Origin of the sequence: Dryocola sp. LX212 (assembly GCA_041504365.1) — a bacterium.
Classification (GTDB): domain Bacteria; phylum Pseudomonadota; class Gammaproteobacteria; order Enterobacterales; family Enterobacteriaceae; genus Dryocola.
Map to the genome: position 1 here is coordinate 348,066 of CP167917.1, position 14,912 is coordinate 362,977.

Below are 14,912 nucleotides of genomic sequence, written 5' to 3' on the forward strand. Positions count from 1 at the left end.
CTTTTCTATTAACACCTACCTTAACGATTCAGCTGTGGTAATTATTGATGCAAATCAAATACGCCTTTATATACCCATTAATGGGTATATAGTTGATTTAAGAGGAATTTTCTAAGTTATGGAATTGGCTGGTTTTTCGCCACTGGCCATTTAAACGGCCCGCTGGGGAAAGTTTATGCTAAAAAGGAGCAAAGGCCCTTTCGCCTCGGAGGCACAATGCGTAATCCCCCCCTGAAACTCATCCAGAATGTCCGCCTTGCCGATCGGCCCGGCCTGTGGCAGCTCACTATAGGAGAGGGGCGCTTTAAAACCATCGAGCCAATGGGGGAGCTGGGAACCCAGGCCGAGACGCTGGAGCGCCTGAACGGGCGCGGTGGCCTTGCCGTGGGGCCGTTTATCGAGCCTCATATCCATCTGGACACTACCCAGACCGCCGGGCAGCCGAGCTGGAACCAGTCCGGTACGCTGTTCGAAGGCATTGAGCGCTGGGCCGAGCGCAAGGCGTTGCTGAGCCACGATGATGTGAAGTCGCGGGCGTGGCAGACGCTGAAATGGCAGATAGCCAACGGCGTTCAGTATGTGCGTACCCATGTTGATGTGTCCGATCCCACGCTGACGGCGCTTAAAGCAATGCTGGAGGTGAAGCAGGAAGTGGCCCCGTGGGTCGAACTGCAAATTGTCGCTTTCCCGCAGGAGGGTATTCTCTCTTATCCCAACGGTGAGGCGCTGCTGGAAGAAGCACTTCAGCTTGGCGCCGATGTGGTCGGAGCAATTCCCCATTTTGAATTCACCCGCGAGTACGGCGTCGAGTCGCTGCATAGGGCGTTCGCGCTGGCTAAAAAATACGACCGCCCGCTGGACATCCACTGCGACGAAATAGACGACGAGCAGTCTCGGTTTCTGGAAACGGTCGCCATGCTGGCCCACAGGGAAGGCATGGGCGAACGGGTGACCGCAAGCCATACCACTGCCATGCACTCCTATAACGGCGCTTACACCTCGCGGCTCTTCCGGCTGCTAAAAATGTCTGGCATCAACTTTGTGGCTAATCCGCTGGTTAATATCCACCTGCAGGGCCGCTTTGACGATTACCCGAAGCGCCGTGGCGTAACGCGTGTAAAGGAGCTGCTGGAGGCGGGAATTAACGTCTGCTTTGGTCATGACGATGTAGTTGACCCGTGGTATCCGCTCGGCACCGCGAACATGCTGCAGGTGTTGCATATGGGGCTGCACGTCTGTCAGATGATGGGCTATCAGCAAATAGATGAGAGCCTGAAGCTGATTACGGATAACAGCGCGCGGACGTTCGGCGTGGCCGAGTATGGCATTGAAGTCGGGAAGCCAGCCTGATTATTCTGCCCGCTGAAAATGGGTTTGATGCGGTGCGGCGGCAGGTTCCGGTACGCTGGTCGGTAAGGGAAGGGAGAGTAATTGCGACAACGCAGCTGGCCCAGACCTGGGTGATGCTGGACGACAGCGAAGAGATCTTCTTTGGTGGATGACGCTGGCGCTTATCCACCCTACAACATTCGTCCTGTAGGTGGGGTAAGCGAAGCGTCATCCGGTGCTATTAATGCTCCGCAGCCGCCGTATTGTGCTGGCGGTGTTTGGTTACAAGACCCAGCGCCAGGCACATAATGAAGACTACCGCGTAGAGGCCGTTTGCGGTCTGGAGCGCCGCGTGCGGGCCGCTGCTCGCCACAATCGGGCCGGTGACCACGAAGGTCAGCATGGTGCCGATGGTGCCGCAGGTCAGCACGAAGTTAACCAGTTTTGGCGAAGCCACTTTGGTTTGCAGCGAGCCGAGTGTAATGATAGTGGTGTAAATCGCGCTGGAGAAGAAGCCCAGAGCGAGGATAAACCAGGCCAGATGCGCCGGTTCGCCGGTATTGAAGAAATACATCAGCACGGTGGCGGCACCCGCCAGCACCATCAGTATGCGTTGCAGATCGAAGAAGCGCAGGATGAAGCTAAAAATCCACATGCCGACCATATAGGACATCCAGAAATCGCTGACCAGCGTGCCCGCATCGTTAATGCTCATGCCCAGGCTTTTGGCGTATTCCGGCACCCATGAGATAAAGCCCAGCTGGCCGAGGATGTAGCACAGTGCGGCAACGGACAGGAACAGCACGCCGATACCCCATTTCTCTTTCGCCACGGGCTGCGCGTCATTCTGCTTTGCGTGTTTGCCAAGTGCCGGGAATTCGCAGCCCAGGGTCAGCAGGAAGATGGCAACATACACCAGGCCGATACAGACGTAGACCCAGTACCAGTTGATGCTGCGTGCCAGCAGAATTGCGGCCACCATTGGGAAAATCATCCCGGCCATGCTGAAGAAAGAGTCGGTAAACAGCAGGCGTGAACCGCGCTGACGGCCTTCATACATATGGGTAATCAGGAAGGTACCTATAGACATGGTGATCCCGCTGACCAGTCCCAGCACAAACATGGAGGCGGAGAAAAGCGTCAGGCTATGGCCGAAGATCAGGCCGAGCATCGCCAGCACCATCAGCAGGAAGCCAAAGCGCAGCTGGGTTTTCAGCGGCACGATTTCCATCAGCCAGGCGTTCAGGAAGATAGAGATGAGAATGCCCGCATTCAGGAAAGTGAAGGTATTGCTCATACTGGAAACCGGCAGCTGGAAATATTCTGCGATGTTTCCCATCACCATCCCGGTGACGATCACCAACGCACCGGTCAGGGCGTAGGAGAAAAAGCTGATCCAAAGCAGCTTGGTACGGTTGCTGTTAGTCATATCTGGCCTGTGAATAGAAGTGTAAAGCGCGTTGACAGCGCAGTGGGCGGATGAATTCTAGCCTTGAATGTGACCCAATTAAACATTCATTGTAATTATGTTCGGTTATTGCCATTCGTTTCATGCGTCAGGTCACATATTTACTCGTGTAAAACCGATTCATTCACGCAAGTTATTGTTTTGTTGAAAAGTAAAAAACCGTAAAGGGCTGGCGCCGCTGGCGGCACCTCTTTACAATCTAGCAACTTGCTTTATTCACTGCCTTCGTAAGGAATTCCTGATGCTCAAATCGACACTGGCGGCTGTTGCAGCTGTATTCGCCATCTCGGCTATCTCCCCTGCTGCTCTTGCGGCAAACAGCGATCCACACGTCTTATTGACGACTTCCGCCGGTAATATTGAGCTTGAATTAAATAGCCAAAAAGCCCCTGTATCGGTGAAAAACTTCGTTGATTACGTCAACAGCGGTTTCTATAACAACACCACTTTCCACCGCGTGATCCCGGGCTTTATGATTCAGGGTGGCGGCTTCACTGAAGATATGAACCAGAAGCAGCCAAATCCACCGATCAAGAACGAAGCTGACAATGGCCTGCGCAACACCCGCGGCACCGTGGCAATGGCTCGTACCGCAGATAAAGACAGCGCAACCAGCCAGTTCTTTATCAACGTGGCGGATAACGCCTTCCTTGACCATGGCCAGCGTGACTTCGGCTATGCGGTATTTGGTAAAGTTGTGAAAGGGATGGACGTGGCTGACAAAATTTCTCAGGTCCAGTCTCACGATGTGGGTCCGTACCAGAATGTTCCGTCAAAACCGGTAGTTATCCTCTCCGCTAAGATCCTGCCGTAATTCCCCCCGCGCGGGTTGTAACTACCCGCGCAACGTTTCCTCCCCGGCAACCGTGCAAAATGCCGCTTATACTTGTGGCAAAATCCGTCACGCAGTAAGGGAGGCGATATGAGCAAGAAACTCACCGACAAGCAAAAATCCCGGCTCTGGCAGCAGCAGCGCAGCAGCTCGTTTGCAGCCAGTAGCCGGCTGGATGTGCCTGAGCCTCACGCGCAGGATGAGCTTATTGCCCGGCGGGTTGAGTCTGTTGAGCTGGGTCCACTGCACCGTGGTTTGCCCTGGCTGTGCTCCATTCATCAGCAGCTCTTCCAGGATGCCTTCGACTGGGCAGGCGAACTCCGTGAAGAGGATATTTCCCGCGGCGATATCCGTTTCTGCCATTTCGAGTACATCGAAAATGAAGGCAACGACCTGATGCAGGAGCTGGAAGATGAACGATATCTGCTGGATCTCCCGAAGCAGGCCTTCATCGAACGACTGGCGCATTACTACTGCGAAATTAACGTACTGCATCCGTTTTTCGTCGGTAGCGGCCGGGCGCAGCGGGTCTTCTTTGAACAGCTGGCGATACACGCGGGCTTCATGCTGGACTGGAGCGAAACGGAACGGGAAGAGTGGCAGGTCGCTAACCAGGCGGGCGCGCTGGGGGATCTGCAGCCGCTGGTGGAGATTTTCACTAAAGTGGTGAGCGAAGCGCGGGAAAGCGAATAGAATAGCGCGGTTCTTCTTTTGCCCGGAGCCGCCATGCTGCTGTTGATCGATAACTACGACTCTTTCACCTGGAATCTCTACCAGTATTTTTGCGAGCTGGGGGCGGAGGTGAGGGTGAAGCGTAATGATGAAATTACGCTTGAGCAAATAGCGGAGATGGCTCCGGCAAAGCTCGTGATTTCACCCGGCCCCTGCACGCCGGACGTTGCGGGCATTTCCCTTGCCGCTATCGAAAAGTTTGCCGGAAACATTCCGTTGCTCGGGGTCTGCCTCGGACACCAGGCCATTGCCCAGGCCTTCGGGGCGACGATTGTCCGCGCCGAAAAGGTCATGCATGGTAAGACTTCGGTCATCACTCATACCAACAGCGGTGTGTTTAAAGGGCTGAACAACCCGCTCACCGTCACGCGTTACCACTCGCTCTTAATCGACCCCGCCACGCTTCCTGACTGCTTCGACGTAACCGCCTGGACAGATAAGCAGGAGATCATGGGGATTCGCCATCGTGAGCTGGATCTTGAAGGGGTGCAGTTTCACCCGGAAAGTATTCTCAGCGAGGAAGGGCACCAGCTGCTGGCCAATTTCCTGAATCGTTGATTTTCGTTTGCCATTGAATGATTTTTTATGCATATTTTGTGATTATATTTTCATATGGCTTTTCGCATAAAATGGATGGGGAATACATGGCAACCGATCAATCAGCAATTACCCGCGCAACCTTCGACGAAGTGATCCTGCCGATTTATACACCAGCGGAGTTTATCCCGGTGAAGGGGAAAGGCAGCCGGGTGTGGGATCAGCAGGGGAAAGAATACGTAGATTTCGCGGGCGGCATTGCGGTAACGGCTTTAGGCCACTGCCATCCCGCCCTGGTGGACGCGCTGAAAACCCAGGGCGAAACCCTGTGGCACACCAGCAACGTTTTCACGAATGAGCCTGCGCTGCGCCTGGGCCGCAGGCTGATTGACGCCACCTTTGCCGAACGTGTGCTGTTCATGAATTCCGGCACCGAAGCTAACGAAACTGCGTTCAAGCTGGCACGCTATTATGCTTCAACCCGTCATAGCCCGTACAAAACCAAAATCATCGCCTTCCATAACGCTTTCCACGGCCGCTCGCTATTCACCGTTTCGGTTGGCGGGCAGCCGAAGTATTCCGACGGTTTTGGGCCGAAGCCCGCTGATATCATTCACGTGCCGTTTAACGATCTCAACGCGGTGAAAGCCGTAATGGACGACCATACCTGTGCCATTGTGGTTGAGCCCATTCAGGGCGAGGGCGGCGTGACTGCAGCCACCCCTGAGTTTCTTAAAGGGCTACGCGAACTGTGCGATGAACATAAAGCGCTGCTGGTCTTTGATGAAGTTCAGTGCGGCATGGGGCGCACCGGCGATTTGTTTGCCTATATGCACTACGGCGTGACGCCGGATATTCTGACCAGCGCCAAGGCCCTCGGTGGCGGCTTCCCGGTAAGCGTAATGCTGACTACCCAGGAGATAGCCTCTGCATTTCACGTCGGCACCCACGGATCGACCTACGGCGGTAACCCGTTAGCCTGTGCCGTGGCTGGCGCAGCATTTGACATCATCAATACCCCGCAGGTGCTGAACGGCGTGTCGCAGAAGCGCGACCTGTTTGTGCAGCATTTACAGCAGATTGACGAACAGTTTGACCTGTTCAGCGATATTCGCGGCATGGGGCTGCTGATTGGCGCCGAGCTGCAGCCGCAGTTTAAAGGCCGCGCCCGTGACTTCCTTTACGCCGCCGCGCATGAAGGGGTAATGGTGTTGAACGCGGGGCCGGATGTGATGCGCTTTGCGCCATCGCTTATCGTAGAAGAGGCTGACATCAATGACGGCATGCAGCGTTTTGCTCAGGCCGTTGCCAACATCGTTAAGGCGCTGTAGACAGGATAAGCCCGCGCCATCCGACGCTTAGTGCCCGCTCTCCCTCTACTTGCTGGATCGCCCTAACCGGCGGTTCAGCCAGATCCCATGATGAGGCCGCTGACGCCACGCCACCGATGAAATGGTGTGCATGGTGTTGAGATGGCCAAGGACCCGATGTAAATGCTGTTCCATGGTGCTTAGCGGCCCGGTAGGCAGCGCTTCGGCATCCAGAATCGTCGCGTCTTTAGTTTCCCCCGGCCCGTCATATTCCAGCCGCTGCTGGCACCGCTGCAGCGCAATTTCGCACGACTGAAGATAGCGCTGGGCGAGATCGGGCGTCAGCATATTATGTTCCCGCGCAAGCGTGGTCATGGCGTTGATGTGCTCGACGATAAACTGGCTGTGCGTCACCCACAGCTTCATATCCGCCAGGTAATGGGAGTTAAAGCCAGGCTCCTGCATTGCCTGGTTCAGAGAGTTAAACAGCGCGTTGTGGGCCTGGTTAACCTTCATGCGCTGATAAGCCAGCGGGGTCGGCTCGGGATCGCTGCTCAGGATCAGCCGGATAGCTTCCTGGTCCATTTCCAGGGCATCGTGGGCGTTCTGGCGCAGCAGGCCGCTTTGCCATTGGGGCCAGAGCCAAACCATGCCGCCGAAGGCGATCAGGCAGCCCAGCAGCGTGTCTATCAGCCGGGGAACGATGTACTGCTCGGCGCTCAGGGTTATCAACTGCAGGGTGTATACCGCCGTGACGGTAAAGCCGATGGTCGCCCAGCCGTAGCTTTTGCGGATAAACAGGTAGCTCACCAGCGTGATGATTAACATGGCCGTCAGCGCGATGTACTGCGGGAAGTGGAAGTGCAGGGCGATACCGGCGATGCCCAGCCCCGCGATGGTTCCCGCAGAACGGTGGAGGATGCGCACCCGTGTGGCACCGTAGCCGTTTTGCGTTACGAACATTACCGTCATCAAAATCCAGTAGGGCTTGGGCAGATGCAGGGACGCGCCCAGCAGGCTGGCGACGACCAGCATCACCCCGAGCCGCCCGGCGTTGCGTAAGGCGGCGGACTTAAACGAGAGATAGCTCTTGAGCGCGGGCCACAGCGGCAGACGGCGCTGGCGATCTTCCATCAGGTCGCGAACATACAGCGGGCGCTGGGTTCGCAGCACGCGGGCAATACGGCTGAAATGGTAATGGCAGAACTGCCCGACGGGGTTATCCGGATTCTGACGGGCGATTTTCTCCAGCGCTTCAATCTGTTTGTCCATGACGAAACGGCGGGGATAGCGGTGATAAAGAATGTCGTCCGCCAGCACCCGCAGCCGGGTGGAGATGGTTCGGGCGTTCCAGCGGATCACCGCTTCGGCGTGGCTTTTCTCCATCAGCTTCTGCACTTCCTCCGGCTGGTGCAGGCTGACGGAAATGTGCTCCTGTAAATCCAGCGCGACCTGGAAGGCGCGCAGCAGGCGCTTGTAGCCGTTCTGCTGACTGGCTGCCAGCATATGGAGCTGCTGATAGCAGACGGTAATCAGGTCCACCGCTTTCTGCTGGCGGGCAAGCAGCGGCGGCAGTGCTTTTTCCGGATCGGTATGCTGGGTCAGCATGCTGTATTTCGCCTCGCAGTATTCCGCCAGCTGGCGATAGAGCAGGCTTAACGATTCCCGCAGCGGCTGCTCCCGCCACATCCAGAACCAGAACCAGTTAAAGACGCCGTACCAGATCGTGCCGGAGACATAGAGCAGCATTGGTTTCCACATCGGCATGTTTCCCGCCATGCTCAGCGTAAAGATGGCGGCGATCAGCGAAGCGGGCAGCAGACGGGCGTGAAGCGTGCTGATTTCAGCGGTCACGCCGAGCAGCATCGCCATACCAAACAGAATGACGGGCAGCGGCACGGCGGTATAGAGCAGCATGAGCTGCATGATCAGGCTGCTGATAGCAAAGAGGCTGCCGCCGATAATCAGGCGTTTAAAGAAGCGTTTATGAGGGGTATCCAGGCCAGCGATATTACAGCAGGCGGGAACTAACGATAACAGCAGGCCGGACTGCAAATCGCCCAGCACCAGGCCAACCGCCACCGGCAGACATAACACCAGCGTCTGACGCAGTGCGTAGTTAACCTCGGGGTGATAAATCAGTCGGCGCCACATTCCTCGTCATACTTCCAGTCGCAGGGGGGTTGGCTGCGCTCCCTCACCCCTGTCACTTTGTTATATAAGCTTCTGGGGATGAGCTCCCTTTCCGCCTACCTGCAACTTGCATTATTTAGAAGGCGGAAGGACTTCAGAGACAAAAAAGGCGTGATGCAAAAGCGACACGCCATTTTTGAAGCGGTAATTAACGCGTGCCGTAAACGACGATGGTTTTACCGTGGGCGGAGATCAGACTCTGATCTTCGAGCATTTTCAGGATGCGACCTACGGTTTCACGGGAGCAGCCCACGATTTGGCCGATTTCCTGGCGGGTGATTTTGATCTGCATCCCGTCCGGGTGGGTCATGGCATCCGGCTGTTTTGCCAGGCTCAGCAGCGTCTGGGCGATACGGCCCGTCACGTCCAGGAAGGCCAGGTTGCCGACTTTCTCTGAGGTGACCTGCAGGCGGCGCGCCATTTGGGAGGAGAGGCGCATCAGAATATCCGGGTTCACCTGGATAAGCTGACGGAATTTTTTATAAGAAATTTCAGCAACTTCACACGCTGTTTTTGCACGAACCCAGGCGCTACGCTCCTGGCCTTCTTCAAACAGGCCTAGTTCACCGATGAAGTCGCCCTGATTCAGGTAGGAGAGGATCATTTCCTTACCTTCTTCATCTTTGATCAGAACTGCCACCGAGCCTTTGACGATGTAGTACAGCGTCTCTGCTTTTTCGCCCTGGTGAATCAGCGTGCTCTTCGATGGATACTTATGAATATGGCAATGGGACAAGAACCATTCGAGAGTCGGGTCTGTTTGCGGTTTGCCAAGCACCATGCGCGATTATCCTCTGTTATAAACTGGCTACCAAAGACAGGATGCGAACCCCTGTCTGGCGTTGCAATCATTAGAATTCTTCCCACTCGGGGGAAATGGCCTGCAAGTCACTCTTGCCGCCTGTAATTTGTGATCTCCTCTGCACACATCCGCTACGTCAATTAATCAATGTAACAATGCCGCATCCGGATTGTTTTAGCATAGCTTTAGGCAGGTGTCTCCTATTGTCTCGTTTCAGCATGACGCAGGTCGCCTTCCGTTGCGAGATCTGCCGCATCCGCGTACTCTGGAAAGAAATTTCTTCAACTGGAGTAAGCAACATGCAGGCAAGAGTGAAATGGGTTGAGGGGTTAACCTTCCTGGGTGAATCCGCTTCCGGCCACCAGATCCTGATGGACGGGAATGCCGGTGATAAAGCTCCAAGCCCGATGGAGATGCTGCTGATGGCGGCAGGCGGCTGTAGCGCCATTGACGTGGTGTCGATTTTGCAAAAGGGCCGCCACGATGTGACCGACTGTGAGGTGAAGCTGACCTCCGAGCGCCGCGAAGAAGCACCGCGTCTGTTTACGCACATCAACCTGCACTTTATCGTGACCGGCAAAGACCTGAAGGACAACGCCGTCTCGCGCGCGGTTGACCTGTCTGCTGAAAAATACTGTTCCGTTGCGCTGATGCTGGAGAAAGCGGCAAATATCACGCACAGCTACGAAGTGATTGAAGCATAAAGCCTGTCAGGGCGGTGCCTGCCGCCCTAAACGATCTCCCTGCCTTCCGCCAGCCGTTTCACCAGCGGCGTCATAATTAGCTCCATTGCCAGCCCCATTTTGCCGCCCGGCACCACCAACGTATTGATGTGGGAAATAAATGACCCCTGCAGCATGGCCAGCAGGTAAGGGAAGTCAATATCGTCCAGGCCCCGAAAGTGAATCACGACAAAGCTTTCGTCCAGCGAGGGGATGCCGCGTGCGGCAAAGGGATTCGAGGTATCTACCGTCGGTACGCGCTGGAAGTTGATATGGGTGCGCGAGAACTGTGGCGTAATAAAGTTGATGTAGTCATCCATTGAGCGGACAACAGAATCCATCACCGCTTCACGGGAGTGGCCGCGCTCGCTGGTATCGCGCACCAGCTTCTGAATCCACTCCAGGTTAACAATCGGCACCACGCCAACCAGTAAATCCACGAAGTTTGCGACGTCATGCTGGGGGGTAACGACACCGCCATGTAACCCTTCATAAAAGAGGACGTCCGTTGGTTCCGGCAGCGGCTGCCAGGGAGTGAAGGTTCCGGGAATTTGATTCCAGGGAACGGCTTCATCGTAGGTATGGAGGTATTTTCGGGATTTTCCCTGGCCGCTGCGGCCGTATTCTGCGAATGTCTGCTCCAGCAGGCCAAAGTCGTTGGCCTCCGGGCCAAAATAGCTGATATGTCGTCCCAAATCGCGAGCCTTGCGGATGGCCATGTCCATTTCCGGGCGGGTATAGCGATGGAAGCTGTCGCCCTCAACCTCTGCGGCATGCAGGTTCAGCTGCTGGAAAATTTTACGAAAGGCAAGGCTGGTGGTCGTTGTTCCTGCACCGCTGGAACCGGTGACGGCGATGACCGGATGTTTGGCTGACATAGGGCTACAACTCCATGGGTGAATTCAGTGTAAGGTTAACCGAACGGAGCGTTTTCGTTGGGCGGGTTAGCTTTGCGTCATCAGACTCAGACTCAGGCGCAGTGGTGGATGGCGCTGGAGCTTATCCACCCTACGACGGTCAGAGTCGGGAGTAGTGTTAATCAGCCGCGGAACTGGCCGCGCGGCATAATATTCACCGTCTCATGAAGTTCAGACCAGACCAGCACCGCCTCCCGGCTTTGCAGCTGGCGCTTCACGTCTGCGACCTTTGCCGCCAGCGAGCGCTCCTGTTCACCATAATCTGTCCCTTCGCGTAACACAAAGGATTCGATGAGATTATCCAGCGTCTCGGGATCTATATCCTGCCAGGGAAGTAACATATTAGTTGTCCAGATACTGCGTTAGCCAGTCGGGAATGCGCTGTTCGAGCCACATCTCCGGCCTGCGTAATGTGCCACCAACGAAGCCAACGTGGCCGCCGTGGGTGGTGAGCTGATATTCAATATTAGCCGGTAACGTGGCTTTATCAGGAATAACGTGATGATCCATAAACGGATCGTCCTTGGCATGGATAATCAACGTTGGCTGGGCGATGTCCGGCAGCAGCGGCATAGCGCTGCACTGGCGGTAGTAATCCAGCGCATCAGCAAAGCCGTGGATTTTTGAGGTGACAAGGTCGTCAAAGTCGCGGATACGGCGTACGCCTTTGAGCTGACGAAGATCTACCGGCAGCGTTCCCGGATAGCTTCTCAATTTGCGGGCGGCGTTCTTTTTTAACAGATTTAGCAGATAGCGCTGATAGAACCGCGAGAAGCCTTGTTCCATATGGTAGCAGCACTGCTCCAGCATCAGCGGCGCAGAGACGATGACGCCAGCCTTCAGCGTGCAGTCTGTGCCCTGTTTCGCCATCAGGCAGGCGAGCATGTTGCCCCCAAGTGAAAAGCCTACCGCCGCGGTGGGAACAGCCCCGTAGCGCAGCGTGAGCCAGTTCAGAAAATAGCTGCCGTCTTCGGTTTCCCCGGAATGGTAGATTCGCCCCATGCGGTTCGGCACGCCGCTACAGCCGCGAAAGTGCATGACCACGCCCAGCCAACCGCGCTTTTGCGCGGCTTCAATGAGACCGTGGGCATAGGGGCTGTGCAGGCTTCCTTCGAGGCCATGAAACACCACCAGACGCGGCTTATGCATCGCCTCACGCGGGTCTTCGCTCCAGGCAAGATCGACGAAATCCCCGTCCGGCATATCCAGACGCTGCCAGTGGGGCTTAAATTTGACGCGACGGCGGATCACACGCGGCAGCATGGTTTGCAGGTGAGGGTTGGTCATACCGCGCATCGGGCGGAATTCCTGGCCATCATCATGATTAAAATTCAATTCTGCGGGGCTTGTCTGATCCATATCACACTGTTAGTTTCATTCAGTTGCTAATTATTACTTTTGGGTGTGGAGCACCCACGTCATGGAAACGCTTTTCTTATCAATGCTGGGCTTTCTCTGGGTCGCAGCGATAACCCCGGGTCCTAATAATACGTTACTTACCTCATCTGGAGCCAACTACGGATTTGTCCGCAGCTTACCGCTGATGATCGGCATCATGCTTGGCATGCAGTGTATTTTGCTGCTGGTGGCCTGTGGCGTGGGCAGCCTGATTCTGCTTTACCCGGCGCTGCACCTTATCCTGAAGATTGCCGGCAGTATTTACCTTTTGTGGCTGGCATGGAAAATTGGCACGGCCACCTATGAGCGGCTGGAAACCGATGCCCCGCCGCCTGCGCCCATCCCTTTCTGGCAGGGCGGTTTGCTACAGGTTATCAACCCAAAAGCCTGGCTGATGGCGCTGGGCGCGGTTGCCAGCTTTAGCCTCGCGGGTTCCCAGTACCTGCATTCCGTTGTGTTAATCAGTATTGGCATAGCGCTGGTTAACATTGTGGCCGGTGTTATCTGGATTGCCTTCGGCAGCCTGATTGGAAAACTGCTGCGCAGCCGCCGGGCGTGGGCAATCTTCAATATCTTTATGGGGCTGCTGACCGCGGCCTGCGTGCTGCTGATCTGGCGGTGACACTGTAAGGCGGGAAAGCGAAGCGCTCCCGCCATTTACCCTTCGGATGACGCTACGCTTAACCGACCTACAAATTCTTATTCAGCCTGCATCATCTGCTCTAGCTGTTCATGGGCGTCCAGCCATTCCATTTCGCACTCTTCAAGCGCCGACTTCACCTTCACCTGCGTTTGCAGGCATTCGGTCATTTCCGCTTTACGGCTCTGCTCGTAGATGGCGCTATCGGCCAGCTTCTCTTCGACTTCTGCCAGCTGTTTGTTGAGCTTTTCCATCTGCTTTTCAAGCGTGGTGATCTGCTTGCGCAGCGGCTGGGTCTGGGTCCTTAACTCTGCTTCGCGGCGCTTCTGGTCTTTGCGGTTCTGAGCGCTGTTGGCGTTGTCTTTAGCGGCATCGTCCGGCTGGTTATCCTGCTTTTGCAGGTCGCTCAGCCACTGCTGGTAATCTTCCAAATCACCATCGAAGGCTTCAACTTTGCCGTCGTGCACCAGATAGAGGTCATCGGTAGTTGAGCGCAGCAGGTGACGGTCGTGGGAAACGACAACCAGCGCGCCTTCGAAGTCGATCAGCGCTTCGGTTAACGCCTGACGCATGTCGAGATCGAGATGGTTCGTTGGTTCATCGAGCAGCAGCAGGTTAGGGCGCTGCCAGACGACCAGCGCAAGCACCAGGCGGGCTTTTTCGCCGCCGGAGAAGCACTCGGTGCGTTCGGTGACCTTATCGCCCTGGAAACCAAAGCCGCCCAGGTAGTCCCGTAGCTGCTGTTCAGGCTCTTTCGGTGCAATGCGCGCAAGATGCTGAATGGGTGATTCGTCCGCGCGCAGGTATTCAAGCTGATGCTGGGCAAAGTAACCGAGCTTAATGCCCTTTGCCAGACCAATGTCGCCCTGCAGCGGGGCAAGTTCGCCCGCCAGTAGCTTGATCAGCGTTGATTTACCCGCGCCGTTGCGACCCAAAAGACCGATGCGCGAACCCGGCACCAGGTTCAACTTAATCGAGTTGAGGATCACGCGGTCACCATAACCGGCGCTGACTTTTTCCATCCGCAGCAGCGGGTTCGGCAGGCTTTCCGGAGCGCGGAAGCTAAAGTGGAACGGGTTGTCCACGTGCGCAGGGGCAATCAGCTCCATGCGCTCGAGCATCTTCACGCGGCTTTGGGCTTGCTTCGCCTTCGTAGCTTTAGCCTTAAAGCGGTCGATAAAGCTTTGCAGATGCGCCACGCGCTCCTGCTGGCTTTCATACATCGATTGCTGCTGGGCAAGGCGAGTCGCGCGCTGGCCCTCAAACGATGAGTAGTTGCCGGTGTATTCGTACATGCTTTGCTGTTCGATATGAATGATTTTGCCGACAACCGGATCAAGGAAGTCGCGGTCGTGGGAAATCAGAATTAGCGTGCCCGAATAGTTTTTCAGCCACCTTTCCAGCCAGATAACCGCGTCCAGATCCAGGTGGTTGGTTGGTTCATCGAGCAGCAGCAGGTCGGAGCGGCAGATAAGCGCCTGCGCCAGGTTCAAACGCATGCGCCAGCCGCCCGAGAAGTCGCTCACCGGACGTTCGAGTTCCTCATTGCTGAAGCCCAGGCCGTGCAGCAGGCTTGAGGCGCGGGAGCGGATGGTCCACGCATCGACCGCATCAAGCTTGCCGTGTACCAGCGCGATGGCGTGGCCGTCGTTGCGAACGTTTGCCTGCGCCAGCTCCGCTTCCAACAGGCGGAATTCACGATCGCCGTCAATCACGTACTCAATGGCCGGCATTTCCAGCGCTGGGGTTTCCTGATTCACCCAGGCCAGCGCCCAGTTAGACGGGAAGGTCATGCTGCCACCATCGGCGCTTATCTCGTTCTTTAAAAGCGCCAGCAGCGTGGATTTACCGCAGCCGTTTTTACCCACAAGACCCACTTTCTGGCCTGGGTTAATGGTGGCGGTCGCGTTGTCCAGCAGGACGCGGGTGCCGCGACGAATTTGTAACGAGGAGAAAACAATCATAAAGCGCCGTATGTTCAGAGTATGTTAAATTGTCATTATATTTGGGGAACGTGGTGCCAGGCATCACG

The 14,912-nt window shown here is 55.9% G+C and carries 13 protein-coding genes and 1 pseudogene; 7 read left to right on the forward strand and 7 right to left on the reverse strand.

Annotated elements, in window-relative coordinates; genetic code table 11:
- Positions 1–216: 216 nt before the first annotated feature.
- Positions 217–1,502: pseudogene (locus ACA108_01615) on the forward strand (cytosine deaminase).
- Positions 1,503–1,570: 68 nt separating this feature from the next.
- Here the strand turns inward: ACA108_01615 and tsgA are convergent.
- Positions 1,571–2,758: an MFS transporter TsgA gene (tsgA, locus tag ACA108_01620; GenBank protein ID XEX96274.1), complete on the reverse strand. Its 1,188-nt coding sequence runs from the start codon at positions 2,756–2,758 to the stop codon at positions 1,571–1,573.
- Positions 2,759–3,038: 280 nt separating this feature from the next.
- Here tsgA and ppiA point away from each other — a divergent pair, with 280 nt between their 5' ends.
- The 4 genes from ppiA to ACA108_01640 all read left to right on the forward strand — a co-directional run bounded on the left by ppiA (position 3,039) and on the right by ACA108_01640 (position 6,229).
- Complete coding sequence (gene ppiA / locus ACA108_01625; GenBank protein ID XEX96275.1) at positions 3,039–3,611, forward strand: peptidylprolyl isomerase A; 573 nt, start codon at positions 3,039–3,041, stop codon at positions 3,609–3,611.
- Between the two features lie 108 nt (positions 3,612–3,719).
- Positions 3,720–4,322, forward strand: coding sequence for a putative adenosine monophosphate-protein transferase Fic (locus tag ACA108_01630; protein ID XEX96276.1), 603 nt, complete (start codon positions 3,720–3,722; stop codon positions 4,320–4,322).
- A 33-nt stretch (positions 4,323–4,355) separates the two neighbouring features.
- Positions 4,356–4,919, forward strand: a complete 564-nt coding sequence (gene pabA / locus ACA108_01635; protein XEX96277.1) for an aminodeoxychorismate synthase component 2 — start codon at positions 4,356–4,358, stop codon at positions 4,917–4,919.
- Between the two features lie 86 nt (positions 4,920–5,005).
- The gene (locus tag ACA108_01640) at positions 5,006–6,229 is read left to right on the forward strand and encodes an aspartate aminotransferase family protein (GenBank protein ID XEX96278.1); all 1,224 of its coding nucleotides are present in this window, start codon (positions 5,006–5,008) and stop codon (positions 6,227–6,229) included.
- A gap of 45 nt (positions 6,230–6,274) precedes the next feature.
- Here the strand turns inward: ACA108_01640 and ACA108_01645 are convergent, their stop codons facing one another.
- Both ACA108_01645 and crp read right to left on the reverse strand, forming a co-directional pair.
- Positions 6,275–8,362: a YccS/YhfK family putative transporter gene (locus ACA108_01645; protein XEX96279.1), complete on the reverse strand. Its 2,088-nt coding sequence runs from the start codon at positions 8,360–8,362 to the stop codon at positions 6,275–6,277.
- A 187-nt stretch (positions 8,363–8,549) separates the two neighbouring features.
- Complete coding sequence (gene crp, locus ACA108_01650) at positions 8,550–9,182, reverse strand: cAMP-activated global transcriptional regulator CRP (protein ID XEX96280.1); 633 nt, start codon at positions 9,180–9,182, stop codon at positions 8,550–8,552.
- A gap of 320 nt (positions 9,183–9,502) precedes the next feature.
- Between crp and ACA108_01655 the strand changes: the two genes are divergently transcribed.
- Entirely contained in the window at positions 9,503–9,907 is a 405-nt protein-coding gene (locus tag ACA108_01655) for an OsmC family protein (protein XEX97999.1), read from the forward strand.
- Positions 9,908–9,933: 26 nt separating this feature from the next.
- Here the strand turns inward: ACA108_01655 and ACA108_01660 are convergent, their stop codons facing one another.
- The 3 genes from ACA108_01660 to ACA108_01670 form a co-directional block, all read right to left on the reverse strand.
- Entirely contained in the window at positions 9,934–10,803 is an 870-nt protein-coding gene (locus tag ACA108_01660) for a phosphoribulokinase (GenBank protein XEX96281.1), read from the reverse strand.
- 161 nt (positions 10,804–10,964) lie between these two features.
- Entirely contained in the window at positions 10,965–11,183 is a 219-nt protein-coding gene (locus ACA108_01665; GenBank protein ID XEX96282.1) for a YheU family protein, read from the reverse strand.
- Between the two features lies 1 nt (position 11,184).
- On the reverse strand, positions 11,185–12,201 hold the full coding sequence (locus tag ACA108_01670) for a hydrolase (protein ID XEX96283.1): 1,017 nt from the start codon (positions 12,199–12,201) through the stop codon (positions 11,185–11,187).
- Between the two features lie 61 nt (positions 12,202–12,262).
- Between ACA108_01670 and ACA108_01675 the strand changes: the two genes are divergently transcribed.
- Positions 12,263–12,862: a LysE family translocator gene (locus ACA108_01675; GenBank protein ID XEX96284.1), complete on the forward strand. Its 600-nt coding sequence runs from the start codon at positions 12,263–12,265 to the stop codon at positions 12,860–12,862.
- Between the two features lie 77 nt (positions 12,863–12,939).
- On the opposite strand, the gene ACA108_01680 is transcribed toward ACA108_01675, so the two are convergent.
- Positions 12,940–14,844: an ABC transporter ATP-binding protein gene (locus ACA108_01680; protein ID XEX96285.1), complete on the reverse strand. Its 1,905-nt coding sequence runs from the start codon at positions 14,842–14,844 to the stop codon at positions 12,940–12,942.
- Between the last annotated feature and the right edge of the window lie 68 nt (positions 14,845–14,912).

Bases quoted from the DNA above. Each gene is read 5' to 3' on its own strand.
- tsgA (XEX96274.1), bottom strand. From the start codon at position 2,758: ATGACTAACAGCAACCGTACCAAGCTGCTTTGGATCAGCTTTTTCTCC.
- ppiA (XEX96275.1), top strand. From the start codon at position 3,039: ATGCTCAAATCGACACTGGCGGCTGTTGCAGCTGTATTCGCCATCTCG.
- ACA108_01630 (XEX96276.1), top strand. From the start codon at position 3,720: ATGAGCAAGAAACTCACCGACAAGCAAAAATCCCGGCTCTGGCAGCAG.
- pabA (XEX96277.1), top strand. From the start codon at position 4,356: ATGCTGCTGTTGATCGATAACTACGACTCTTTCACCTGGAATCTCTAC.
- ACA108_01640 (XEX96278.1), top strand. From the start codon at position 5,006: ATGGCAACCGATCAATCAGCAATTACCCGCGCAACCTTCGACGAAGTG.
- ACA108_01645 (XEX96279.1), bottom strand. From the start codon at position 8,362: ATGTGGCGCCGACTGATTTATCACCCCGAGGTTAACTACGCACTGCGT.
- crp (XEX96280.1), bottom strand. From the start codon at position 9,182: ATGGTGCTTGGCAAACCGCAAACAGACCCGACTCTCGAATGGTTCTTG.
- ACA108_01655 (XEX97999.1), top strand. From the start codon at position 9,503: ATGCAGGCAAGAGTGAAATGGGTTGAGGGGTTAACCTTCCTGGGTGAA.
- ACA108_01660 (XEX96281.1), bottom strand. From the start codon at position 10,803: ATGTCAGCCAAACATCCGGTCATCGCCGTCACCGGTTCCAGCGGTGCA.
- ACA108_01665 (XEX96282.1), bottom strand. From the start codon at position 11,183: ATGTTACTTCCCTGGCAGGATATAGATCCCGAGACGCTGGATAATCTC.
- ACA108_01670 (XEX96283.1), bottom strand. From the start codon at position 12,201: ATGGATCAGACAAGCCCCGCAGAATTGAATTTTAATCATGATGATGGC.
- ACA108_01675 (XEX96284.1), top strand. From the start codon at position 12,263: ATGGAAACGCTTTTCTTATCAATGCTGGGCTTTCTCTGGGTCGCAGCG.
- ACA108_01680 (XEX96285.1), bottom strand. From the start codon at position 14,844: ATGATTGTTTTCTCCTCGTTACAAATTCGTCGCGGCACCCGCGTCCTG.